At 55.3% G+C, this 23,244-nt stretch carries 22 protein-coding genes; 15 read left to right on the forward strand and 7 right to left on the reverse strand.

All coding sequences use genetic code 11. The annotated features are described in order from the left end of the window. Positions 1–56 precede the first annotated feature (56 nt). Both yghX and AB1E37_RS03505 read left to right on the forward strand, forming a co-directional pair. Entirely contained in the window at positions 57–944 is an 888-nt protein-coding gene (gene yghX / locus AB1E37_RS03500) for a YghX family hydrolase (protein ID WP_032448126.1), read from the forward strand. A 78-nt stretch (positions 945–1,022) separates the two neighbouring features. After that, entirely contained in the window at positions 1,023–1,310 is a 288-nt protein-coding gene (locus AB1E37_RS03505) for a DUF2623 domain-containing protein (protein WP_002916743.1), read from the forward strand. Between the two features lie 72 nt (positions 1,311–1,382). On the opposite strand, the gene yghU is transcribed toward AB1E37_RS03505, so the two are convergent. Together yghU and AB1E37_RS03515 are read right to left on the reverse strand one after the other, a co-directional pair. After that, positions 1,383–2,249 carry a glutathione-dependent disulfide-bond oxidoreductase gene (yghU, locus tag AB1E37_RS03510; protein WP_002916742.1) on the reverse strand — a complete coding sequence of 289 codons (867 nt, stop codon included), beginning with the start codon at positions 2,247–2,249 and terminating at the stop codon, positions 1,383–1,385. 47 nt (positions 2,250–2,296) lie between these two features. Beyond that, positions 2,297–2,857, reverse strand: coding sequence for a thioredoxin domain-containing protein (locus AB1E37_RS03515; RefSeq protein ID WP_004150918.1), 561 nt, complete (start codon positions 2,855–2,857; stop codon positions 2,297–2,299). A 20-nt stretch (positions 2,858–2,877) separates the two neighbouring features. Between AB1E37_RS03515 and AB1E37_RS03520 the strand changes: the two genes are divergently transcribed. The 3 genes from AB1E37_RS03520 (at position 2,878) to AB1E37_RS03530 (ending at position 6,269) form a co-directional block, all read left to right on the forward strand. Further along, on the forward strand, positions 2,878–3,000 hold the full coding sequence (locus AB1E37_RS03520; protein WP_004217169.1) for a hypothetical protein: 123 nt from the start codon (positions 2,878–2,880) through the stop codon (positions 2,998–3,000). 76 nt (positions 3,001–3,076) lie between these two features. Then, positions 3,077–4,942 carry a bifunctional glutathionylspermidine amidase/synthase gene (gss, locus tag AB1E37_RS03525; protein ID WP_002916740.1) on the forward strand — a complete coding sequence of 622 codons (1,866 nt, stop codon included), beginning with the start codon at positions 3,077–3,079 and terminating at the stop codon, positions 4,940–4,942. 145 nt (positions 4,943–5,087) lie between these two features. Then, positions 5,088–6,269: a PLP-dependent aminotransferase family protein gene (locus tag AB1E37_RS03530; protein WP_004149825.1), complete on the forward strand. Its 1,182-nt coding sequence runs from the start codon at positions 5,088–5,090 to the stop codon at positions 6,267–6,269. A 176-nt stretch (positions 6,270–6,445) separates the two neighbouring features. Here AB1E37_RS03530 and AB1E37_RS03535 read toward each other — a convergent pair whose 3' ends face one another. The 3 genes from AB1E37_RS03535 to AB1E37_RS03545 form a co-directional block, all read right to left on the reverse strand. Next, complete coding sequence (locus AB1E37_RS03535; RefSeq protein ID WP_002916738.1) at positions 6,446–6,634, reverse strand: hypothetical protein; 189 nt, start codon at positions 6,632–6,634, stop codon at positions 6,446–6,448. Between the two features lie 199 nt (positions 6,635–6,833). Further along, entirely contained in the window at positions 6,834–7,178 is a 345-nt protein-coding gene (locus tag AB1E37_RS03540; protein WP_004185642.1) for a hypothetical protein, read from the reverse strand. 86 nt (positions 7,179–7,264) lie between these two features. Then, complete coding sequence (locus AB1E37_RS03545) at positions 7,265–7,867, reverse strand: short chain dehydrogenase (RefSeq protein ID WP_032448122.1); 603 nt, start codon at positions 7,865–7,867, stop codon at positions 7,265–7,267. A gap of 97 nt (positions 7,868–7,964) precedes the next feature. On the opposite strand from AB1E37_RS03545, the gene AB1E37_RS03550 reads away from it, so the two are divergent. Then, positions 7,965–8,876, forward strand: a complete 912-nt coding sequence (locus tag AB1E37_RS03550; RefSeq protein WP_023342207.1) for a LysR family transcriptional regulator — start codon at positions 7,965–7,967, stop codon at positions 8,874–8,876. Here the strand turns inward: AB1E37_RS03550 and AB1E37_RS03555 are convergent, their stop codons facing one another. After that, positions 8,877–10,025, reverse strand: coding sequence for a PLP-dependent aspartate aminotransferase family protein (locus AB1E37_RS03555; protein ID WP_284302610.1), 1,149 nt, complete (start codon positions 10,023–10,025; stop codon positions 8,877–8,879). It lies immediately after the preceding gene. A gap of 10 nt (positions 10,026–10,035) precedes the next feature. Further along, on the reverse strand, positions 10,036–11,412 hold the full coding sequence (locus AB1E37_RS03560) for a pyridoxal-phosphate dependent enzyme (protein ID WP_020802395.1): 1,377 nt from the start codon (positions 11,410–11,412) through the stop codon (positions 10,036–10,038). 1,707 nt (positions 11,413–13,119) lie between these two features. On the opposite strand from AB1E37_RS03560, the gene AB1E37_RS03565 reads away from it, so the two are divergent. From AB1E37_RS03565 to AB1E37_RS03605, 9 genes are all read left to right on the forward strand, one after another. Further along, positions 13,120–13,635, forward strand: a complete 516-nt coding sequence (locus tag AB1E37_RS03565) for a fimbrial protein (protein ID WP_004181301.1) — start codon at positions 13,120–13,122, stop codon at positions 13,633–13,635. A 50-nt stretch (positions 13,636–13,685) separates the two neighbouring features. After that, a complete protein-coding gene (locus AB1E37_RS03570; protein ID WP_032448118.1) occupies positions 13,686–14,417 on the forward strand; it encodes a molecular chaperone in 732 nt (243 codons plus the stop codon). Next, entirely contained in the window at positions 14,401–14,949 is a 549-nt protein-coding gene (locus AB1E37_RS03575) for a fimbrial protein (RefSeq protein WP_004185634.1), read from the forward strand. The genes AB1E37_RS03570 and AB1E37_RS03575 overlap by 17 nt, the downstream gene beginning before the upstream one ends. A gap of 18 nt (positions 14,950–14,967) precedes the next feature. Then, a complete protein-coding gene (locus AB1E37_RS03580) occupies positions 14,968–15,546 on the forward strand; it encodes a fimbrial protein (protein ID WP_004211544.1) in 579 nt (192 codons plus the stop codon). Continuing rightward, positions 15,539–16,333 (forward strand): molecular chaperone, encoded by a 795-nt coding sequence (locus AB1E37_RS03585; RefSeq protein WP_023158634.1) that lies wholly within the window; start codon positions 15,539–15,541, stop codon positions 16,331–16,333. Before AB1E37_RS03580 ends, AB1E37_RS03585 begins: the two co-directional genes overlap by 8 nt. A gap of 8 nt (positions 16,334–16,341) precedes the next feature. Continuing rightward, a complete protein-coding gene (locus AB1E37_RS03590; protein WP_023287996.1) occupies positions 16,342–17,106 on the forward strand; it encodes a molecular chaperone in 765 nt (254 codons plus the stop codon). A 46-nt stretch (positions 17,107–17,152) separates the two neighbouring features. Further along, complete coding sequence (locus tag AB1E37_RS03595) at positions 17,153–19,747, forward strand: fimbria/pilus outer membrane usher protein (protein ID WP_004185628.1); 2,595 nt, start codon at positions 17,153–17,155, stop codon at positions 19,745–19,747. After that, positions 19,744–21,777, forward strand: a complete 2,034-nt coding sequence (locus AB1E37_RS03600; protein ID WP_023287995.1) for a reverse transcriptase domain-containing protein — start codon at positions 19,744–19,746, stop codon at positions 21,775–21,777. The genes AB1E37_RS03595 and AB1E37_RS03600 overlap by 4 nt, the downstream gene beginning before the upstream one ends. A gap of 603 nt (positions 21,778–22,380) precedes the next feature. After that, complete coding sequence (locus tag AB1E37_RS03605; RefSeq protein ID WP_171773964.1) at positions 22,381–23,235, forward strand: hypothetical protein; 855 nt, start codon at positions 22,381–22,383, stop codon at positions 23,233–23,235. Positions 23,236–23,244: the final 9 nt, after the last annotated feature.

Here is a 23,244-nt window from a genome sequence, read left to right on the forward strand (position 1 = left end):
GCGTATGTCCGGGCTTCTGCTTTGCTTAAAGAGCGCTTAACAACGGAGGCAGGGTGATGACGCGATTAACGGCCAAAGATTTCCCGCAGCAGTTGCTCGAATATTATGACTACTATGCCCACGGCAAAATCAGTAAACGCGAGTTTCTCCAGCTGGCGGGGAAATATACTGTCGGCGGGATGACCGCGCTGGCGCTGTTTAATCTGCTGAAGCCCGACTATGCCCTGGCAGAGCAGGTACCGTTCACCGACCCGGATATCCGCCCGGAGTATATTCATTATCCCTCTCCTGACGGTCACGGCGAAGTGCGGGCTTACCTGGTGACGCCGACAAAAATAGCCGACAAAGCGCCCGCTGTGGTGGTGGTGCATGAGAACCGCGGCCTGAACCCCTATATTGAAGATGTAGCCCGGCGGGTAGCGAAAGCGGGGTATATCGCGCTGGCGCCGGATGGCCTGAGCGCCGTCGGCGGCTATCCGGGGAATGATGATGAAGGCCGCGCCCTACAGCAGAAAGTCGATCCCGTGAAGCTGATGAATGATTTTTTTGCGGCGGTCGCGTTTATGGCGAACTATCCACAGGCGACGGGGAAGGTCGGTATCACCGGTTTTTGCTACGGCGGCGGCGTCAGCAACGCGGCGGCGGTGGCGATCCCGGAGCTGGCCTGCGCGGTGCCGTTTTACGGTCGCCAGCCGCCGCTGAAGGAGGTTGATAAAATTAAAGCACCGCTGCTGCTGCACTATGCCGGCCTCGATAGCGGCATTAATGAAGGCTGGCCTGCCTATGAACAGGCGTTGCAGGAACACCATAAAGTCTACGAGGCCTATTTCTATCAGGGCGTGAATCACGGCTTTCATAATGATTCCACGCCGCGCTACGATCGGACTGCGGCTGATCTGGCCTGGCAACGCACGCTGGCATGGTTTGAGAAGTATTTACGCTAGCGCAACCGTCATAAATAGCGCTACCGCTCGCTCAAAAAAACGCTATATAATTTATTATATAACGATTGGGAGGGCGCGATGGAAAATCATTTTGGCAAAGGCTTAATGGCGGGGCTACAGGCATCCTATGCTGACACCGCCGCGCATGCGGCGAATTTTTGCGCCGACTATAAACGCGGGTTTGTGCTCGGCTACTCGCACCGCATGTTTGAAAAAACCGGCGACCGCCAGCTCAGCGCCTGGGAAGCGGGGATCCTCACCCGTCGCTATGGCCTGGACAGGGATATGGTGATGGATTTCTTCAAAGAAGGTGGGTCGGGTATGGCGATGCGCTATTTTCTGGCGGGCTATCGGCTGGAAAGCTAAACAGGACGGCTTCGCAGGCGGAACCGTCCTGTGGTGGGAACCCTTTCCCGTCCACGGGAAAGGGTGAAGACCTTACGCCTGGCGCTTATCTTCCGTTTGGGTGTCAAAGTCTCGGGCATCATGGCGCTCATGCAGCTGCTCATTGAGCGGGCCGTTGGTGCGGTTGACGATGCGTCCGCGCTTGACGGCCGGGCGGTTGCCGACATCCTGCGCCCAGCGCAGCACGTTTTTATAGCTCCCGGCGTCGAGGAACTCCGCCGCGTTATAGACATTGCCCAGCACTACGTTGCCATACCACGGCCAGACAGCCATATCGGCGATGGTGTACTCCTCGCCGGCCACATAGCGACCGCGGGCGAGCTGTTTGTCCAGTACGTCGAGCTGGCGTTTGGCTTCCATCGTAAAGCGGTCGATCGCGTACTCGATCTTCACTGGCGCATAGTTATAGAAGTGGCCGAAGCCGCCGCCGAGGAACGGCGCCGCGCCCTGCAGCCAGAACAGCCAGTTGAGGGTTTCGGTGCGACCGGCAGGATCTTTCGGCAGGAAGAAACCAAATTTTTCCGCCAGATAGAGAAGAATGTTGCCGGACTCAAATACCCGGGTCGGCGGCGTGGTGGAATGGTCGCTGAGGGCCGGGATCTTCGAGTTCGGGTTGATCTCGACAAAGCCGCTGGAAAACTGATCCCCTTCGCCAATGCGTATCAGCCAGGCGTCGTACTCCGCGCCGCTGACGCCCAGCGCCAGCAGCTCTTCAAGCATGATCGTCACCTTCTGGCCGTTGGGTGTACCGAGTGAGTATAGCTGGAGCGGATGGGTTCCTACCGGCAGGACGCGTTCATGAGTCGCGCCGGAAACGGGACGGTTGATGTTGGCGAACGCGCCGCCGCTGTTTTGCTTCCATTCCCACACTTTTGGTGGCTGGTAGTTTTGCTCTGACATGCTGGTTTGCCTTTTTCGTGGATGTACAAAAAGTGTAGCAGGTGACCTCAGGCCATAATCCGCGCGGCCCACACGCTGACATCATCGCCGCTGCCCAGATCCGGCTGCACCAGGCCGTTGACCATAAAGGTCGGCGAGACATGGATGCCGTTCTGACGGGCGTATTTACTGTGCCACTTGATCACGTCCTGCAGCTCCGGGCGGGCAAAGGCGGCCCCCAGCAGCACGTGACTGTAGCGTTCAATGCGCTCAATGATTTGCTGCGGCGTGGCGTTCATATTCGGCCCGCTGCAGTGATCGGTAAACTCAAACTCTTCCCGATGGTCGGCCACGGCCTGCATCACCTTATGCGCCTGCTCTCTGCCGTGCGGCAGGGTGGACGCGGCGAGGATGCAGCGGACGATAACCCCGGAGAACAGATGCCACGGCTGCGACTGCAGGCGTATCTTGATGGTCACGTTATCGGCGCCGACCTCATCGAGCAGATCGTCGAGTTTATTAAACGCGCGGACAGAGTAGGGGCAGGTGGGCTCAAGGAACACCTCAAACGTCCGCGGGCCGTGTCCCCAGACCAGCGGTTGGGCATTCAGATGCGAGGGTGTGCTCATTGTCGACTCCTGATGTTGCGTTGTTTTTTTGTTATATCACCGATAACGATATCACTTTTGTTTCCGGCTGCAGGGTTATTTTCCTTAACGGCACGATTAGCGAAACGAATGAGTGGTATCATCGTTACACCTCTGTCTGGTAAGTGCCTGCGGCAGGATAAGAAGAGGGAGTTTTGTTTCGCCAACTGCCCGGGCTGCATTAATTTGAGGTCAGGCTAAATGAGCAAAGGATCGACAAGCAGTGACGCCCCGTTTGGGACATTGTTAGGCTATGCACCCGGTGGCGTAGCGATTTATTCATCGAATTACAGTAGCTTAAATCCGCAGGACTACCCGGATGACGCGACGTTTCGCAGCTACATCGGTAATGAGTATATGGGGCATAAATGGCAGTGCGTGGAGTTTGCGCGCCGCTTTCTGTTCCTGACCTATGGCTTTGTCTTCACCGATGTGGGGATGGCTTATGAAATCTTCTCCCTGCGTTTCCTGCGCGAAGTGGTCAATGACAATATTCTGCCGCTGCAGGCCTTCGCCAACGGCTCCCGCCGTCCGCCTATCGCTGGTTCGCTGCTGATCTGGCAGAAGGGGGGCGAGTTTAAGCACACCGGCCATGTGGCGGTGATCACCCAGCTTGTCGGCAATAAGGTGCGTATCGCCGAGCAGAACGTGATTCACTCGCCGCTGCCGCAGGGCCAGCAGTGGACCCGCGAGCTGACCCTCGAGGTCAACGACGGCCGGTACACGATCAAAGATACCTTTGCCGATACCGAAATTTTAGGCTGGATGATCCAGACCGCCGATACCGAACACAGCCTGCCGCAGCCGGTGCTGCCGGGCGAGGCGATGGCCATCAAAGGCGCGCGGCTGCCAAACAACGGCCAGTTTCGCGGTAAATGGCTGAACGAGAAAGACCCGCTGCAGAAAGCCTACGTGGCAGCCAACGGTCATTTCATCAACCAGGATCCCTATCAGTATTTCACCATCAGCGAAAGTGCCGAACAGGAGCTGATCAAAGCCACCAACGAGCTGCACCTGATGTATCTGCACGCCACCGATAAGGTGATGAAGGATGACAACCTGCTGGCGCTGTTCGATATTCCGAAAATTCTCTGGCCTCGTCTGCGCCTCTCGTGGCAGCGCCGCCGTCATCATATGATCACCGGGCGCATGGATTTTTGCATGGACGAGCGCGGGCTGAAGGTGTACGAGTACAATGCTGATTCCGCTTCCTGCCATACCGAAGGCGGGCTGATCCTCGAACAGTGGCTGAAGCAGGGCTACTACGGCACCGGCCACAATCCAGCGGAAGGTCTGCTCGATGAGCTGGCGGGGGCGTGGAAACACAGCCGGGCGCGGCCCTTCGTCCACATCATGCAGGACAAGGATCTGGAAGAGAACTACCACGCGCAGTTTATTCAGCGTTCGCTGACCCAGGCCGGTTTTGAGAGCAAAATTCTCTTTGGCCTTGATGAGCTGCGCTGGGACGCTGCCGGTCAGCTGATCGACGCCGACGGGCGGCTGGTCAACTGCGTCTGGAAAACCTGGGCATGGGAAACCGCCATTGAGCAGGTGCGCGAAGTCAGCGCCGAGGAGTACGCGGCGGTACCGATTCGTACCGGACATCCGCAGAATGAGGTGCGGCTGATTGACGTCCTGCTGCGTCCTGAAGTATTGGTATTCGAACCCCTGTGGACGGTGATCCCCGGCAACAAAGCCATTCTGCCGGTGCTGTGGTCGCTGTTCCCGCATCATCGCTATCTGCTGGATACCGATTTTGAGGTTAACGACGAGCTGGCGAAAACCGGCTATGCGGTGAAGCCTATTTCCGGGCGCTGCGGTAACAATATCGACCTGATCGGCCCTCAGGATGAACTTCTGGATAAGACCAGCGGCCAGTTTGTCGATCGCAAGAATATCTACCAGCAGCTGTGGTGCCTGCCGAAAGTGGACGGTAAGTACATTCAGGTGTGCACATTTACCGTCGGCGGTAACTACGGCGGTACCTGCCTGCGCGGCGATTCGTCGCTGGTGGTGAAAAAAGAGAGCGATATCGAGCCGTTAATCGTTTTGAAAGACAAAGCATGACGTACGAAACCCGGGTAGCGGCATACCCCTGTCCGGGTGACAACGTACTGAAAAGGATAGCCCCGGCATGGTAAGCGCCGCCGGGGAGCACCTGCAACAAAGCCAAGATAATTAACACAACAACAAGACAGAAAAGGAAAATAGTATGCACGATCGGCGTCTCGCCGCCCGCGCGGGTGAACTCAAGCCCTCCGCCGTCCGCGAACTTCTCAAGCACAGTAAACTGCCCGGCGTGATTTCGCTTGGCGGCGGCATTCCGGCCCCGGAACTGTTTGATACCGAAGGCCTGGAGCTGGCGGTGCAGAAGGTGATGAGCGAGCGTTTTAATGACGCATTCCAGTACGGTCTGACGGAAGGCTACCCGCCGCTGCGCCAGGCGGTGAGTGAAATTTGCCACTCCCGTGGCGTCGCCTGTTCAGCCGCCCAGGTCTATATCACCTCCGGCTCGCAGCAATCGCTGGATATCGTTGCCCGTACGCTGCTCGATCCGGGCGATACTATCGTCGTTGAGCGTCCCACTTATCTGGCGGCGCTGCAGGTATTTCAGCTGGCGCAGGCCAATATTCTCAGCGTTGACACCGACGATGACGGGATGCTGGTGGAGCAGTTGGCCGACCTGCTGGAGACCACCCGCGTCAAAGCTGTTTACCTGGTGCCGACGTTCGGCAATCCCGGCGGCAAAACGCTGAGCGAGGCGCGTCGTCGCCGGTTGGTTGAGCTGGCGAAAAAATATGATTTCGTCATTCTGGAAGACGATCCCTACGGCGAAATTAGCTTTACTGACGCCGTTCGGCGCCCGCTCTATCAGCATGCTGTCGAGCTGGGCTGTGAAGATCAGGTGGTTTACACCTCGACTTTTTCGAAAATCCTCGCGCCAGGGATGCGCATCGGCTGGATCGTCATGCCGGACTGGCTGGCGCAGCAGACGGTGATTGTGAAGCAGGCGGCGGATCTGCATACCAATATGCTGTCGCAGGTGATCACTGCGGAATACCTCAGTCTGAACCGGCTGGATAACCAGATTGCGTTGATTCGCGAAGACTACCGCAAGAAGTGCGTGGCGCTGGCCGATGCGCTGGAAAGCCGCCTTGGCGAGCACCTGGAATTCAGCCGCCCGCAGGGGGGGATGTTCCTGTGGGCGCGTTTCCGCTATCCGTTCGATACCATGGAATGGATGAAGAAAACGCTGGAAAACGGCGTGGTGTACGTCCCGGGTGAAGCGTTCTATCACGATAAGCCGGATACCCGTACCCTGCGTCTTTCTTACTCCACGGTGTCAGAAGCCGGATTGCTGACGGCCGTTGAGCGGCTGGCGGCCTCCCTGTAACGTCTCTGCTGTGCGCCGCTTTTCGGCGGCGCGCAGCCCTGTATGACGTTAACGTCCAGCGCAGGGTCAATCCGTTTCGGCGATCCGGTCATCGAGCCAGACCAGCATCAGCGCTGCGAGAAAAGCCAGCGCAAAGGTTCCAATAAACAACCACATAGACGTCCCTCGCGGGTTAATTATTTTGCTGATTCTACCGGAGAGCGATCGTTGCGGTCGGCGATGGAGATTTTAGTTCCGGCGGAATGGCTGGCGAGAGAGAAAAAGTCATCGGCATCAATATCGAAGTTAAGAATAATTTCCCTGTATTTTCCACCGTTAATTAACGCTTTGGCTTCTTTAACACTACTGGCAATAATGACAGGCATCAGTTTTATCTCATTTTGAAAACTGTGAAGCAAAATAAGAGTTAGTTCGTACCAGATCAACTACTTTTTATCGTATTCCGCCGCAGAAAAAACGTCGTACTGTGACGCGACGACGACCGGATATTTTGTGACAGCGATCCGGTCATCAACAGCACAATCTTATTCGACGCTGGCGATATGCTGCAATTTTGCCAACTCGTCAGGATGATTTCCCCTGTTGTTTTTCGCGCAATATCTCGCCGCAGCGCTGCTTGTCCTGACGCAGCGCCTGCTGTTCCTGCGGGCTGAGCTGGCGCCAGGTATCCAGCATCCGCTGCCCCAGCGCCGGAAGGTAATGGGTTTTATGCAGCGCGTAGTCAGAATTTCCCCCCTCGACGATATTCTGCATATCGTGGAGGAACTGGCGGCTGTCGTCATGATCGATTATGCAAAATACCGCCCGGTAGTAAGCTTCATCTTCCTCGGTGTAATGCGGGGTGAACCACCAGACCAGCAGCGCGATAAGCGCCAGTAGCGGGATAATTAAGGATAATTTTTTCAACATCAGTTTTTCGGCCGGAGACAATCAGCCGTCAGTGTACCTGCAACGACGGCCTGATGTAAGCGCCGGCCCCGGCGGGCCGGCACAGGCTAGTAGCCGACCGGGTAGATGCGGCCGGTCTGAACGCCTTCAATGCTGCGGCGATAGGCCTGCGCCACGGCGGCGGCGGGAACGCTGGGGAAGCCCGGGAAAAAGTCGCCGTAGGCCGCCAGCGACTCGCTGAGCACGGTGGGGCTGATGAGATTGATGCGGATCCCGCGCGGCAGTTCGCAGGCGGCGGCGCGGACAAAGCCTTCCAGACCGGCGTTGACCGTCGTGGCATTGACCCCCTGAGCAATGGGTTCCTGCGCGACAATACCGCTGACCAGGGTAATCGACCCCCCGTCGCGCAGAAAATGCTGGCCGACCAGCGCCAGGCGAATTTGCCCCAGCATCTTGTCCTGCAGACCGAGGTTGAACTGGCTGTCGGTCATGGTGCTTAACGGCCCAAAGTGCAGATTGCCGGTGGTGGAGACGATGGCATCTACTTCACCCGTTTGGGCAAATAGCGCCTCGACGCTCTCCTGCGAGGTGATATCCACCTGATAATCTCCCCGGGTGCGGCCGACGCGGATAACCTCATGTCTCTGACTCAGTTCTTCGCTGACCGCGCGACCGATGGTGCCGCTGGCACCGATAACGATAATTTTCATGGCAGACTCCTGATGAGGTGAGAGGCTATTTTTTAATAAAAGTAATCTCGGATAAACTGGCTAAAAGTTAGAGCATTACTAACCAGAGGTTAGCAATATGGACAAATTACGAGGGATGGAGACGTTTATTGCCGTGGTGGAGTGCGGCAGCTTTACCGGGGCGGCGTCGCGCCTGGGGCTGTCGGCGGTGATGGTTGGGAAATATATCGCCCAGTTGGAAAGCCAGCTGGCGACGCGTCTGCTGGAGCGTAACACCCGACGCCAGAGCCTCACCGACGCCGGGCGAGTCTATTTTGACGAAGCGAAACGGGTGATGGAGCAGGTCTCCATCGCCGAAAGCGCGGTCGAGCGGCTGCGGCTGGCGCCGGCCGGCACCCTGCGGGTGAGCGCTCCCACCTCGTTCGGCGCCAGCGTGATCGCGCCCCTGACCGCCACCTTCCTGCAGGCCTGGCCTGCGGTCCGGGTGGAACTGGATCTGACTAACCGGATGGTCGATCTGGTGGATGAGGGGTTCGATCTGGCGATCCGTATCGGCGAGATCCATCAGGAGGATCTGGTGGCTCGCTACCTGGCGCCGTATCGGATGGTGATCTGCGCCGCGCCGGCTTATCTGGCGCGTTACGGAACGCCCGGCAGGCCGGAAGATCTCGCCGATCATCTCTGCCTGTCCCATACGGTCTGGACCGCCCGCAACGAGTGGCGGCTGCCGGGCGTAGAGGGAGAAGTGCGCTGGAAACGCGATGCGGTTTTGCGCTGCAACGATGGCTACGCGCTGCGCCAGGCGGCGATCGCCGGGGCCGGGCTGCTGATGCAGCCGGAGGTGCTGCTGGCCGATGCGCTGGCCAGCGGCAGCCTGGTGCGCGTGCTGGAGGCGTGGACTCCGCAGCCGCGGCCTGTGCATCTGCTCTGGCGCCAGGATCGTCGGCCCCTGCCGAAGCTGACGCAGTTTATCGCCCACCTTCAGCAGGGAATGGCCGACGCGCTGACAACGACCCGCGCGTCGGAATAATCACTCCGCCCGCAGCGCCTGCTGCCAGTCGGCAATCAGATCGTTGGGATCTTCGATCCCCACCGACAGGCGGATCAGCTGCGGTGTGATACCGTTCGCCAGGCGTTTCTCCAGCGGGATCGAGGCATGGGTCATGCTGAAGGGCTGGCTCACCAGACTCTCCACGCCGCCCAGGCTCTCCGCAAGCGTAAACCAGCGCAGCTTGCTGATGATGTGCTCGGCGTAACCTTCATCGCCCTTCACCACCACCGAAATCATGCCGCCGGGCAGGGCCATTTGCTGGCGCGCCAGCTGATGATGCGGGTGCGAGGCCAGCCAGGGAAACCAGACTCGCTCCACTTCCGGCTGCTGTTCCAGCCATTCGGCGAGCTGCAGCGCGTTCGCGCTGTGGCGCTCCATCCGCAGCGCCAGGGTACGGATGCCGCGCAGCGACAGGAAGCTGCTGAACGGGTCAAGCACGCCGCCTACCGCATTCTGCAGATAGCCAAGCTTTTCCGCGAGCTCGGAGTTATCGCCAACCACCGCCAGGCCGGCGACGACATCGGAATGGCCGTTGAGGTACTTGGTCGCGGAGTGCACCACAATATCAAACCCATGCTCCAGCGGGCGATGGATCGCCGGCGAAGCAAAGGTGTTATCGGCGACGCTGATCAGGTTATGGCGGCGCGCGATGGCGGCGATGGCGCTGAGATCCGCGAGCTTCAGCAGCGGGTTGGTGGGCGTTTCCACCCAGATCATGCGCGTATCGGGGCGGATCGCCGCTTCAATTCCCGCCAGGTCGTCGGGTTTCACCCAGCTCACCTGCAGACCAGCGCTACGGCGGCGAACGTTTTCCAGCAGGCGGTAAGTGCCGCCATACACATCATCGACCGCCACCAGATGACTGTCCTTATCCAGCAGCTCCAGCACGGCGGAGATGGCGGCCAGCCCGGAGGCGAACGCGTAGCCGCGCGTGCCGTTTTCCAGGTCGGCGATCGCCGTCTCCAGCGCGTGACGGGTGGGATTCCCGCTGCGGGAATATTCATAACCGGTATGCTGCCCCGGCGCTGGCTGAGCAAAAGTGGAGGTGGCATAAATCGGCGGCATCACTGCGCCGTGGCTGTCGGTGAAGGTTCCGCTATGTACACTCAGGGTGTGGATAGATGACATAAAAAATTCCTTATTGTGCGACTCGGTTACGCCAGGCGGTCAATACATCGCTGCGGGTGACCAGGCCAAGAAAACGCGCGTTGTCAGCGATCACCGCCACCAGACCGCGATCGAGAATGGCCTGCAGTTCGCTCTCGGGCGCATGCTTATCGAGGGTTTCAACATGGCGACTCATCGCTTCGCTGACCGGCAGGGAGAAGCGTTGGCGATCGCCCTGTACGTGGCGGATCAAATCCCACTCATCGACGATGCCGACCACGCGGCCATCCTCCAGTACCGGCAGTTGGGAGATGTCATACAGCCGCATGCGGGTAAAGACCGCGGCCAGGGTGTCGTCCGGCGCGGCCGTGACGGTAGCGCCTTCGTCATGGCGCAGGGCGATAAAATCACTGAGATCGCCCTGTTCGGGGCGGGCGATCAGTCCTTGCTGGCGCATCCAGTCGTCGTTGAACATTTTGGACAGGTATTTATTGCCGCTGTCGCAGGCGAAGGTCACCACCCGCTTCGGACGGCTTTGCGTCCGGCAGTAGCGCAGCGCGGCGCTGAGCAGGGTGCCGGTGGAAGAGCCGGCCAGCACTCCTTCGACCTGCAGCAGCTGGCGCGCGGTGTGGAATGCTTCGCAGTCGCTGACGCGATACGCGGTATGTACCCCCTCCAGCCTGGCCAGCGGCGGGATAAAATCTTCGCCGATCCCTTCGACCAGCCAGGATCCCGTTTCGCCGTAGCGTCCGGTATCGACCTGATCGGCAAGGATCGAACCCGCCGGATCGGCGAGAATAAATTCCGTTTTCGGCGAGTGCTCAGCAAACCAGGCCTGAAGCCCACCCAGCGTGCCGCCGGAGCCGACGCCGACGACGATGGCGTCGATGTCGCCCTCCAGCTGCTGATAAAGCTCCGGCGCAGTGGAGGTGGCATGGGCCAGCGGATTGGCGTCGTTATTAAACTGGTCGATATAAAAGGCGCCCGGCGTTTCATCGGCAAGGCGGCGGGCATAATCCTGGTAGTAGGCCGGGTGGCCTTTATTGACGTCGGAGCGGGTGAGCAGCACCGTCGCGCCCAGCGCCCGAAGGTGAAAGATTTTCTCGCGGCTCATTTTGTCCGGCACCACCAGGATCAGGCGGTAATTTTTCTGCGCCGCAATCAGCGCCAGACCGAGGCCGGTATTGCCGGCGGTGGCTTCGATAATCGTTCCCCCGGGCGCCAGTTTTCCCTGGCGCTCGGCTTCATTAATCATCGACAGCGCAACCCGATCTTTAATTGACCCGCCGGGGTTCTGATTTTCCAGTTTTAAAAACAGACTGCAGGGCCCGGTATCCAGTTTGTGCAACTGGAGCAGGGGAGTATGACCGATCAGGTCGCTCACGGAATGAAACAGTGACATAACCATTTACCCACTCGTTTAAGATTTTTGCATACTAGAACTGTGAAAACGGTTATTTAAAGAATATTTCTCTGTCATTTAGCGCAAAATGGAATATAAGATGCTATTTGGCCATCTGGAGGGAAAGCAGGGCAGCCACCTGGGCGGATCGATTTCCAGAAAAGGGCGTTTTTAGCCGCTTTTAGCGGGAAAATGGCGATTTTAATCAGTGTGTTATCTGATATCTGAAAATGTGTTTGCGAAAAGATTCTATGGAGAATAGGCCTGCGCTTGTCGTTAACTAGCAGCGGGCTGGCCAGGAGAAAAACGCAGCAGGGAAATCACGGGTTAACGCAGTTCGATGGAGAGTCCGGATGCAGAAAAGCAAAAACCCACCATTTGGAGCGATCACGCTCCGGTAGATAGTTTCTCACCTCACGGTGAGGCCTTTTCGAAGGACTCCGGGCTGACGCCATCCGGGAGTATGGCTTTGTGCAGGCTAAAAAGCACGGTTGCGATGTACTCAATGGGAAGCAGATCCCTGCTTATTTCCAAAAAACGACCGTTGCTTCCGATATAACGCGATCGACAACTTTTCGATTCTATGCGAACTCTGCTTTCGATCAATGTTGACTAAATGTCACGACTTACAACATGCATAAGTCATATCTTTCGGCGGAAGATTTCCAGGTTATAAAACCGGTATGTTTATTCCGCCCTGTCATCCCAGGTGATGGTGTCTATGTCATAATCATGTTCAAATGCAAGCCAATTTTGACTACTTCTGTTTCCCGGCACTGCTGGTTTTTCTGGGATTTTTTAATGCGACTGAGTGCGAAGTATCTCTCTTCCGGAGAAACAGACGCCCCTCTCTGGTGTATCTCATTACAATCGTAACTATAATAATGCAAAGGCTCAGGTGGTGTTCTTAGGGGGAGAGTGGGTATATTTCTCCTGCTGTTATCGACAATGGCAGTTGTTTATGTTCCGTAGGTATCATGGTTATTCCATATTCCAGAATGAGTAGATATACTCGCCCCGGTGACCCCTGCGGGGGAGCTTGTACTACGTAATGAGTTCGCGCCTCTATAGGCTGGCTAATACCAGGTTTGTTCATCGCAGATATAAGCGATATAACTCAAAAAAAAGCACGGGGCATCTACGTAATAAACTCAGTGTATTCTCCATTTTTATCCGTGCCCACGAAAGTTCTTAATTGATTGATGGCATTTTTCAGATTATCAGACGGTAAAAATGTAGTCCGACGATTGACTCTGCATTGTTGTCTGTCGATAGTCGCCATCCCTTGTCTTCTTTTCCATGTGAATAATCCAGAGCGAAGAACCTGAAATACAGGCGCATTCTAAATACGCCGGATAATAGTATTCGGATATATTATACTCTCTGTGAATATGCTGGTTTCAACAACGCCTGGTCTGGCAGGTAAATTGAATGCTGGTCAAAATATCGCTTTTATTAGCGCTCATCGTTATATCTGCGTGATACCAGTCTGTTTGAAGACCGGGTCATCATCATCCGTTATTCATTTTGCGTGTCAGTCCGGTGTATACAGTGTTTTCATTCCGGTTACAGGAGAGTGGAGTGGATTACATATGTAATCTTAATCGCTCACAAGGACTCTGCCTGTCTCATTGTTTGCCCAGGGGGAGGGGCAGTATTATATTTCGGCGAAATGTTCTGTACGTGTCTTTTATAAATAAGTGAGAGTGAAAAATGTCTATTAAGAAAAGTGTTATCGCTGCTGCAGTTTTTGCAAGCCTTTCTGGTGTCAGCATGATGGCTAATGCAGCACCGTCTGCTGATGTGACGCTGGAAGGTATTATCACCAACACTACCTGTGATGTTTCCGTTAACAATGGCCTGGCGACCCTGAATGTGGGGGTCTACAAAGCAAGTTCTTTTACCCCTAACACTCAGCAGGGCTCTGTTGCGCTGCCGGTTGAATTAACCAACTGCGCTGATGAGACTGGCGCGCTGATTATTCAGGGGCAGAGCGCAAGCTCCGACCCGAGCAAGCAGCTGTTTACCGCCGCGACGGGTGATACCGTTGGCTTTATGATTAAGGATGCTAACGATGTGCAGGTGGCTGAGTCACAGAATGTGGCTTTGGATGTGACCTCTGCTGACACGAATAGTTATTCTTTCAATGTAGGTATGGGTACCACTGACGCTACGCCGGCAGCGGGTAGTTATAGCGTACCGGTGACTGTGGCTTATATTGTCAATTAACCATAAGGTGAATAGGGGACGTGGCAACGCGTTCCCTTTATTAATTAACGATGAAAACTTTCCAGCATGTCACTTTTGTTTTACTCCTGATATTTGCAGGAATGGCTTCCGCCTTCGCGGGAATTTCCATCGACAGCTCGCGCATTATATTTCAGAGCAGTGATGATGCCAGAGGGCGCAGCGTCGGCGTAACAAGTTCAGTCTCATCGGTCGCACCTTATCTGGTCAGGGCACAGGTCTCACGGGATATCGAAGGTAACAACGTACAGACTCCGTTCATTACGACGCCGTCATTATTTCGCCTTGAGCCGGGCAGTACGAATCAGGTTCTGGTGGTGAAAAAACCGGGTGCGGATGGGCTGGCGAAGGACAGAGAATCCCTCTTTTATTTTCGCAGCGTTGCCATGCCGGCGGGGGGAAAGCAGAGCGCTTCCCCGTCATCCGTGGTAGGGGGGTCACTTCAGGTTTCCACGGCAACGGTAGTTAAGCTGTTTTACCGCCCGGGAGGGCTGGCGTTACCGCAGCAGCAGGCTATGGGTATGCTGCAGTTTTCATCCACCGGGCAGGGCCTTCGGGTGACCAACCCAACTCCGTATTACATTACGCTCGCCGATCTTAAGGTGGCCGGAGTCAGGGTTCCTCTCAGTGCGGTAGCAGGCAACACCATGATAGCGCCTTTTGGGGCTCAGTTATATGCGCGTGCGCCGCATCAGGGGCGGGTTGAATGGAAGGCTATCAATGATTATGGCGGTACGGAGGTGTTTCATGGTTCGGTCCGCTAAGCCGTTATCCGGCGTGGCGCTCGCCTGCGTGTTGGTATCATCGGGCATTCAGGCCGCTGACACGGCGGAGGTGAATTTTACCGCGCAAATCAGCGATGGTACCTGTGATGTCCAGTTATCGCAGTCATCACTCCAGTTTGGTATCCACAAAGCCGTTGATTTTCAGTCCGGCGCTACCGTGGCGATGTTACCTCTGACGGCGACCGTGATATGCAGCGGGGCGACAACACCAAAGATGTCGGTGTCGGGCAGCACACCGTATTCAGACAGTACCATTTTCCGCGATCCGGGCTCGGTGGCCACAGGTGTAGGGTTCATGGTACGCCAGGACACTGGAGATATAGATTTGGGATCGTTTTATAACCCCTCACAGGCGGTCAGTAATAACGTCAGTTTTGCTCTGTCGCCCGTCGGGAATGCAGGCACGCCCCATAACGAACCCTTCCTGCTGGGCCTGGTGAGGGCCGGAAGTGAAAGTGTGACCCCTGGCGCCGTCAAATCGACATTAACGTTTACGGTATCGTTTGACTGAATCTGGAGAGTATAAAGGATGCATTACAATGAACGGACCCGTTCCACAAAACTGGTCGGCTTTATGTTGTCAGGCATGTTGTTTGCACTGACCACATCAGTATATGCAGGCTCTTCCTCAACGACGGTTAATTTTTCAGCCACGCTGGTTGGAGGCTCCTGTCAGATTTCAGTGGATCGGCCCAGTATTACATTTTCGCCTGTGTCCTCTTCCACGGTAATTGCGGCAGGGGGGGATGGTATCGACCCGCAGTTATTTTCGATGACGTTTTCTGACTGTAGTGGCTGGGGATTAACACCCAAAGTCCAGATTAAAGGGAATACCTTCACGTCCGGAATTCCGCTGTTCCGCAATGATAATGCGGCCAGTGATTATTCTCAGGGGTATGGAGTAAAACTGGTTCAGCAAGGCCAGATGGCCGCAATCGCTAATATGGATAAGCTAATTGTCGGTACTGCGGACCAGCAGCTTAATACCCTTAATGGTCAGACACTGAATTTTGAAGCACGTTTATCCTGTGGTAACTGTACTGCCGGACCTTCGTTGAAGGGCGGTAATATGAACGCCACCGTGACGCTTCAGTTTATTTATGAATGAATTGGCGATAAAAATGAATGTATTCGCACAAGCTGCGGGCAGATTTATACTGTGGTTTGCCGGGTTTATAGGCTTAATGCTGGTCTGTAATGTAGCGAGTGCCGCTGAGGGGGGACTGCAGCTCAGTCAGACACGCGTTATATTTGATGCCAGAGCAAAAGATACACAGGCGACGATAAAGAATAACAGCGGCCAGGTTTATTTGATAAAAGCCGATGTATTTGCGACACCTGACGGTAGAAACACTCAGACGGACCCGAAGTCTGCTGTACCCTTTATGGTGACGCCTCCCTTATTCAGGCTGGAGCCAAACAGTCAAAATTCGGTACTGATAGTCCGTAATGGCGCAGCACAATTACCTGCGGATCGTGAATCGGTTTTTTATCTGAGTTTTTTGGCTATTCCTTCGACATCAGATGCCGCCGAAGGGACACAGTCTGGTGTGTCAGCCCGTATTTCAGTCGGTATACAGTCGGTGATTAAACTGTTTTACCGGCCTTCCGGGCTGTCAATGCCGGCGAGTGAAGCGGCCAAAAAGCTGACTTTCAGCAATACGGAACATGGACTGGGTATTAGCAATCCCACGCCGTATTACGTGACCCTGTCCCGACTGAATGTAGACGGTAAGAGCATGGATGTGAAAGGGACAGAGGCGGGGGCAATGCTTGCGCCATTCTCCACACAGTATTACCCCGTCAACGGGACTGTGAGGACCGTTTCCTGGACAACCATTAATGATTTCGGTGGTGAAAGTATCGAACATCAATCGGCCGTAAAAGGAATATAATAAACCTCATGCTGCGTATTTTTTGTTTGCGTCAATATCGACTAATGATATTGCTTTTTTCCATGTTTATCATCAGCTCGCCATCATATGGGTCGACTGGTAATAACCCTGACGGTATTAAATTACAATCCACACGCGTGATATATCCGGGTGAGAGCCACAATGGTATTACATTTACAGTTACCAATAATACCGCAAAGCCTTTCCTTTTACAGTCGCGGGTTATTCCATGGCAGGCTGATGAACAGGATAACGTATCCGGTAATCAGAGTGGAGGGGGGCCATTTATTGTATTGCCTCCCTTACAGCGGCTGGAAGCATCAGATGCGCTGACGCTCCGTATCCGTTTAACGCGTAATACACTGCCTAAGGATCGTGAGTCGGTATTTATTCTGAGCCTGAAAACCATACCTGGTCAGGAGAAAAACACGGATTCAGCGTCATTGACGCTGGCTATGCAAAATAATCTGAAGCTGTTTTATCGCCCGGAGGGGATGCCTGAGTATGATGTGTCCGAATTTGCGCGGGAAATACGGTTTATATCGCAGAGTGGGGAACTGAAAGTGATAAACCCGACACCATATTATCTCACTTTTCGTTCACTGTCTGTCGGGAAATATCCGGTCGAAAAAAACGCGCTTTCAAAAATGATACCGCCATTTGGGGAACAGAGGTACCCATTATCAGCCGGTGCGCGGGGGCAGGTGACCTGGAGTCTTATTGACGGTGAAGGACGGAATACTCCAGAGCAGGTCAGCGTACTGTCTGGGTAAGTATTTTAATAAATACAATCTTTTCTGGTGAATGGAAAAAAGCGACATGCATCTTATTTCTAATTTCGGGAAGCCTTCTTCCGGGAAGCTTTTCCGTTACTCCCCGGTGGCAGGTTTTTTATTGGTTTGTATTAACCCAGCCTGGGCCGGTGATTATTTTGATCCGGGATTTCTTGGTAATTCCGGCGATAATACGGCTGTCGACCTTTCCGCATTTTCTGAGGCCGGGGGAGTTCAGCCGGGGAAATATACGGTATGGGTATTTGTTAACCAGCGCAATGCAGGGCAGTACACCCTGGATTTTCAGAAAAATACGCAGGGCAAAATTGCGCCGGTTCTCACGCCATCTGAACTGGAAACGTTTGGAGTGAATGTCAGGCAACTGCCGGACCTGAAAGATTTGCCTGCTACGGCTGAGATAGACAATATTGGCGCGCTTATCCCTCAGGCGACCACCATGCTGGATCTGGCGCGCCTGCGTCTGGATATCAGCGTACCTCAGGCCGCAATGCAGCCTGAAGTACGTGGTGCGGTTGACCCGTCGCAATGGGAGGAGGGGATTTCCGCCCTGATGGCGAACTATAGCCTCAGCGCCGGTCGTACCACGAATTCCGGCCAGAACCAGACGTCGCATAATAATAACCTCTTTGCGACCGTGCGCGCCGGGGCAAACACGGGGCCGTGGCGTCTTCGCAGCACCATGACCCATACCCGGGTGGAGAATAACGGCGGTAATAATGCCCTGACGACCACCCAGACACGCTTTTCGAATACCTACCTTGCCCGCGATATTCGGGGCTGGCGCTCGAACTTACTCATGGGTGAGAGTAGCACCGGTAGTGACGTTTTTGACGGTATCCCTTTCCGTGGGGTGAAGCTCAGCTCTAATGAACAGATGCTCCCGAGCCAGCTTCGTGGCTATGCGCCGGCCATCAGCGGCGTGGCGAACAGTAATGCCCGAGTGACTGTGCGTCAAAACGGCAATGTAGTGTACGAGACCTATGTGGCGCCAGGGCCGTTTTACATCAATGATATCCAGCAGGCCGGCCTGTCAGGGGACTATGATGTCAAAGTCACGGAAGCGGACGGCACCGAGCGCCAGTTCATCGTGCCCTACTCTTCCCTGCCGGTCATGTTGCGTCCCGGTGGCTGGAAGTATGAGCTGACGGCGGGACAGTATGACGGCAATCTGACAGATGGTTCCCGCCGGGCTGATTTTATGCTGGGGACCGTGGTATACGGACTGCCCGGTGATGTCACGCTGTTCGGCGGTATTCTCGCCGCAAAAGACTACCAAGCGTTCAACATCGGTACCGGGGTATCCCTGGGATACGTCGGTGCGCTCTCGGCTGATATCACGAATTCATCGGCGAAGTTTGATAACGAATCCACCTTGATAGGCCAGTCTTATCGCGTTCGTTATTCCAAAAGTCTGCTGTCCACGGGCACCTCTGTTGATTTAACCGCGCTGCGGTATTCAACCGAGGATTATTACAGTTTCAGTGAATTCAACAGTCAGGGACACCAGTTGCAGGAGGGAGTCAGCCCGTGGTCCCTGCAGCGCCGCCGTAACAGCTTCCAGACGCAGCTCAGCCAGCAACTCGGGGACTGGGGAACCATGTATTTCCGGGCCAGCCGGGATGACTACTGGGGAGGCGAACGTACGCTGACCGGCATGTCGCTGGGTTACAGCAACAGCCTGAAAGGCGTCAGTTACGGTGTCAACTACAACATTGATCGGACAAAGGATGCGAACGGTAACTGGCCGGAAAATCGCCAGATTTCGTTTAACGTCAGTGTGCCGTTCAGCATCTTTGGCTATTCACGTAACCTGCAATCAATGTATGCCACCACGACGCTCACTCATGATAACACCGGGCGGACCCTGAGTCAGACCGGGCTCAGTGGTAACACTCTGGACGGGAAACTGTCCTACAGTGCTTCGCAAAGCTGGGGTAACCAGGGACAGATCAGTAACACCAACTTAAATACCGGTTACCAGGGAAGCAAGGGAAGTATCAGCGGCGGATACAGCTACAGCAGCGATATGCAGGCTATCAACATGAGCGCCAGTGGCGGGGTGATGGTGCATAGTGGCGGGATAACGCTGTCACGTGCCATGGGCGATTCGGTGGCGCTGGTGAGTGCCCCGGGGGCGGCTGGCGTGAGTGTCAACGGTGGTACGGCGGTCACCGACTGGCGCGGATATGCGGTAGTGCCTTACCTGACGGATTACACCCGCAACAGCGTGGGTGTTGACCCCAGCACCTTACCGGAAAATGTCGACCTCACACAGACCAACCTCAATGTATACCCGACCAAAGGCGCTGTCGTCAAAGCAAACTTTGCGACCCGGGTGGGTTATCAGGTGCTGATGACGCTTAAACTCGACAATGGCGTGGTGCCGTTTGGAGCAGTTGCCACGTTACTGAATGCGGGGATGGCAGAGGTGAATAGCAGCATCGTGGGTGATGACGGACAGGTTTATCTGACCGGATTGCCGGAGCGGGGGGAGTTACTGGTTAAGTGGGGCGAGACAGCAGCACGTCAGTGCCGTGTCAGTTTTGACATCTCCGGTTTATCGACGTCGCCGGATAAACCGGTCCGTCAGGTGACCTATACCTGTCAGGGCGGGAAATGATGAACATGAATCCCACACAGTGTAATGAGCTGAGTGCGGAGCACGATGAACGCACGAAGTGGCATAACGACGACCTGCGTGATGCGCAACGTTTAGACGATGCCTGGGCCTGGCTGTGTGAGTCGCGCAAAACGGCGCCAGCGAATGCGGATATCTGGCATTTGCGACAGCGCTGGCCTGCCTGCCGGGAAGCGTTTCTCAGAAAACTGCAGTCGGGAGAGCACCACCTGTCCCCCATGTTGGTGGTGGGGACACGCCGTCAGGTGATGTGGTCCGCGGAGGATGCGCTGGCCCTTAAGTGGGTGGCGCTGTCCATCACCCCATCCATCCCGGTACATGAGAAGTGTGAGCATGTGAAGGGGCATGGCGGTGGTAGATCGTCCGTACGTCGGATCTCGCAGAGCCTGACCGAAAACGGTTACCGCTGGGTTTGCCGCACCGACATTAAGGGGTATTACGGGGCTATCAATAAAGAGACTTTGCTGTTGCAGCTGAGAGAGCATATTACGCGCCCGGCGTATCTGACTATTTTAACTCAGTATATTCACTACAGCGTGGAAGAGGGCGGTGAGTTTTACACGCCCGAAAAGGGTATCGCGCGTGGTTGCGCGTTAAGTCCGCTCATGGGGGCGTTGCATCTCAGGGCTGTGGATAATTATTTTGCTCATCAACATAAAATCTATTATGGACGTTATATGGACGATTTTGTTATTTTAACTTACAGCCGCTGGCAGTTACGTAAGCAGATGAAGCAACTCAATAAATATCTTGCGTCATTAGGGTTTGAGAAACACCCGGACAAGACGTTTATTGGCAAAGTGAGCCGAGGTTTTGACTGGCTGGGCGCGTGGCTCACGGATAAGGGTGTGGTCGGCATTGCCCCTAGCGCACTGACCAACCACCGGGAGAAGGTCCGTCGGCTTTATGAGCAGACACGTCACTGGTCTAAAACGAAACAAGCCAGGCGTGTGTCGGATTACCGGAATCGGTGGAAAATTTGGGCAGTGTTAATGGCCTCCCCGGTTGCGCACGCGGCCTCCCTCGACCCCGGGGAAACCCTGCGGACGTCCGGGACCTGGAGCTACACCCAGATGGGCTCAGGTGCGGTCGCGGGAACCGGTTCGGATGCCGCCGGCTACGGGTTCGTGATCTCGCCAGGCGGGTCATCCGCCCACTCGCTCTGCACCCTTGCCACCACCTTTCCCATGGGACAAACGACCGATGGGTATACCGGGGTCCAGATCGCGCCGGACGTAGTGCTAGGCCTTACTGGCACTGCAACCGGTCCCAACGACACCAGTACGTCGATACAGCGGCTAGCCACGTGGTCGGAAACTGGCGCCTACGCTCCCACGTATCCCAACTACAGCGGGTACACTTGGTGCGGTCGACAAGCGCGCGCTGATGAGATTAAATCGCCGTCGACTGCTACGTTCTCCGGGTCCTGGTTCATCCACGCGGGGCCTGCGGCACGACCGGGCACGTATTCGTATTCCGGCCTCCTCTTGTCCAGGCTAGGGGCAAGTACCTGGCCTCTGCCTGCCAAAACCGTCGTAGTGCCCGCAGGCTCTATAACCGTCCGGCCGCCCACCAGCTGCACGGTCGGCCTCGACGCGCCAACTGTCAAGTTCGGAACTGTGGCAGACACTGACGTGAGTAACAGCTCCCTATCCGTGCAACACTCTCGACTAACCACGAACTGTAGCTCCGTCCACGACGGAGGGACGGGCACTGGCCGTGTCACGACCTCACTGTCTTTGCTATCCCAGTCCGGGGGGAGTCAAGCGCTCCCGCTCCAATCGTCAGAAAACTTACAAGTAGCTGAAGTATATGCGCGTCTGGGTAACTACTCTGTCGGGAGCTGTCAGCCGGGGTCGGGGAGTCTTGACTTTGTTGGGACACCGGTCACTTTGGGAGACTATGCTGTTGGTGCAAACGTGGAGGTGATTACGTGGTCGCTGTGTAGCAATGGAGAAAAGAACAGAGGGAACGGATCGGGTTCTGCCACCCTGACCGTCGCATGGCCCTAACCGGGCTGAGCCGCTGATGTTCGCATGGCGTCTGCGGGGGGGGAATGGAGGGAAGTCCAGTTAGGCCGCGCAACCGTGTCCCTGGCAAGTGTCCCTTGTACCCCGCCCGCCCGTTGTCAGGCCACACGCATTCAGACGCTAGACAGGTAGCGCGCAGCTGAGGTTGGTGGGGCCCCCCGGCTGGGGTATCAACGGAACGCCCCCCACACCTCCCTACATTCATACAACACATCCCCCTAGAGTCGGGCAAAACAACGCCGCGTCGACCATGCCAGCCTGTCGTACGTAACGGGATCAAGCTAAATTGCTCCCAGGTTTGGCACCACCACATACACGGCACTAAGTAGCATCTCGCAACCAAATGACTGCGGACCGACCTCTCCCTGAACCCGCATTTTCGTACGAAATCTAATCCAAACTGCAATGACGTTAAGGTATCCGGCCGAAGGGGAATGATTCTATCACCACAAAGGTATAAACACGGTACTAGTGCAACACGTCAACAACCAGTTATTGAGCTGCAATAGCGCCGACCATATAAAACGCGAAAAAAAAACGTAAACGTGAACGTAAAAAAAATGGGCGTGCCGTTGAGGGGGATATTTGTCACCAATTAAAAAGCCTATATCTTCGCATATGCAAGAAATTACAAACTACGTTCTGTCGCCATGCGCCATGGCAGCGAAAGGATTGTCCCAACTAATAGGTACCTCACTCCAGTCCCCGGTCTGGCTGAATCCTTGCCATCAGACCCCACTAACCATTCCACCGACAGTCAACGTGGGGCAGATCATAATATTTATTCCTGACGATCCACTGTGGTTGCTGTTCACTCTGCGCAAAGCCGCTAGCCTCCTCGCCTATACCAAACGTCCTTTGCCGGTGGTATTGTTAAGCCGCAGCCCGACTCCATGGCTGTGGAAAACTTTACTTCACCAGGTAAGCGATCACCGCCTGCTGGCTTCTGGACAAGCGGTCTCCTCTGATCTACCGTGCCGGGCTCTGGCGGATCTACTGAAAGGTGGTCTGGTCGGCTACCCCACCTTGCAACAACTTTCTTCTGTTGAAGCGCTGGCAAGCGGTAATCCACCATCAGGTTTAAGCAAAATTGAACTTAATGCCATTTTCGCCCTGCTGTGTGGTCTCAGTATCAACAGCCAGGCTCAGATCCGTAACGTCAGTCAGAAAACGCTTTACCGACAAATATCGTCAGGATTAAACAAGATAGCGAAATATCACCCACACATGGCGAGCCGATTTCATGGTGGCCTAAACAAACTCGTAGAGGGGCAGGGCATGAGCGTGCTGACTGCATGTGAACGTGAGTTTATCCATGCGATTCATAGCCGACAGATATTTCCGGTCTTTCAGCCAATTGTTGATGACAACTTACGTGTGCAGGGTTTTGAGATATTATCGCGCTGGCGAAAAGATAATATTGTACTGAAGTCGGATTAATTTCTATTG

This window comes from Klebsiella sp. Shm-1, assembly GCF_040804525.1.
GTDB lineage: Bacteria > Pseudomonadota > Gammaproteobacteria > Enterobacterales > Enterobacteriaceae > Klebsiella > Klebsiella pneumoniae.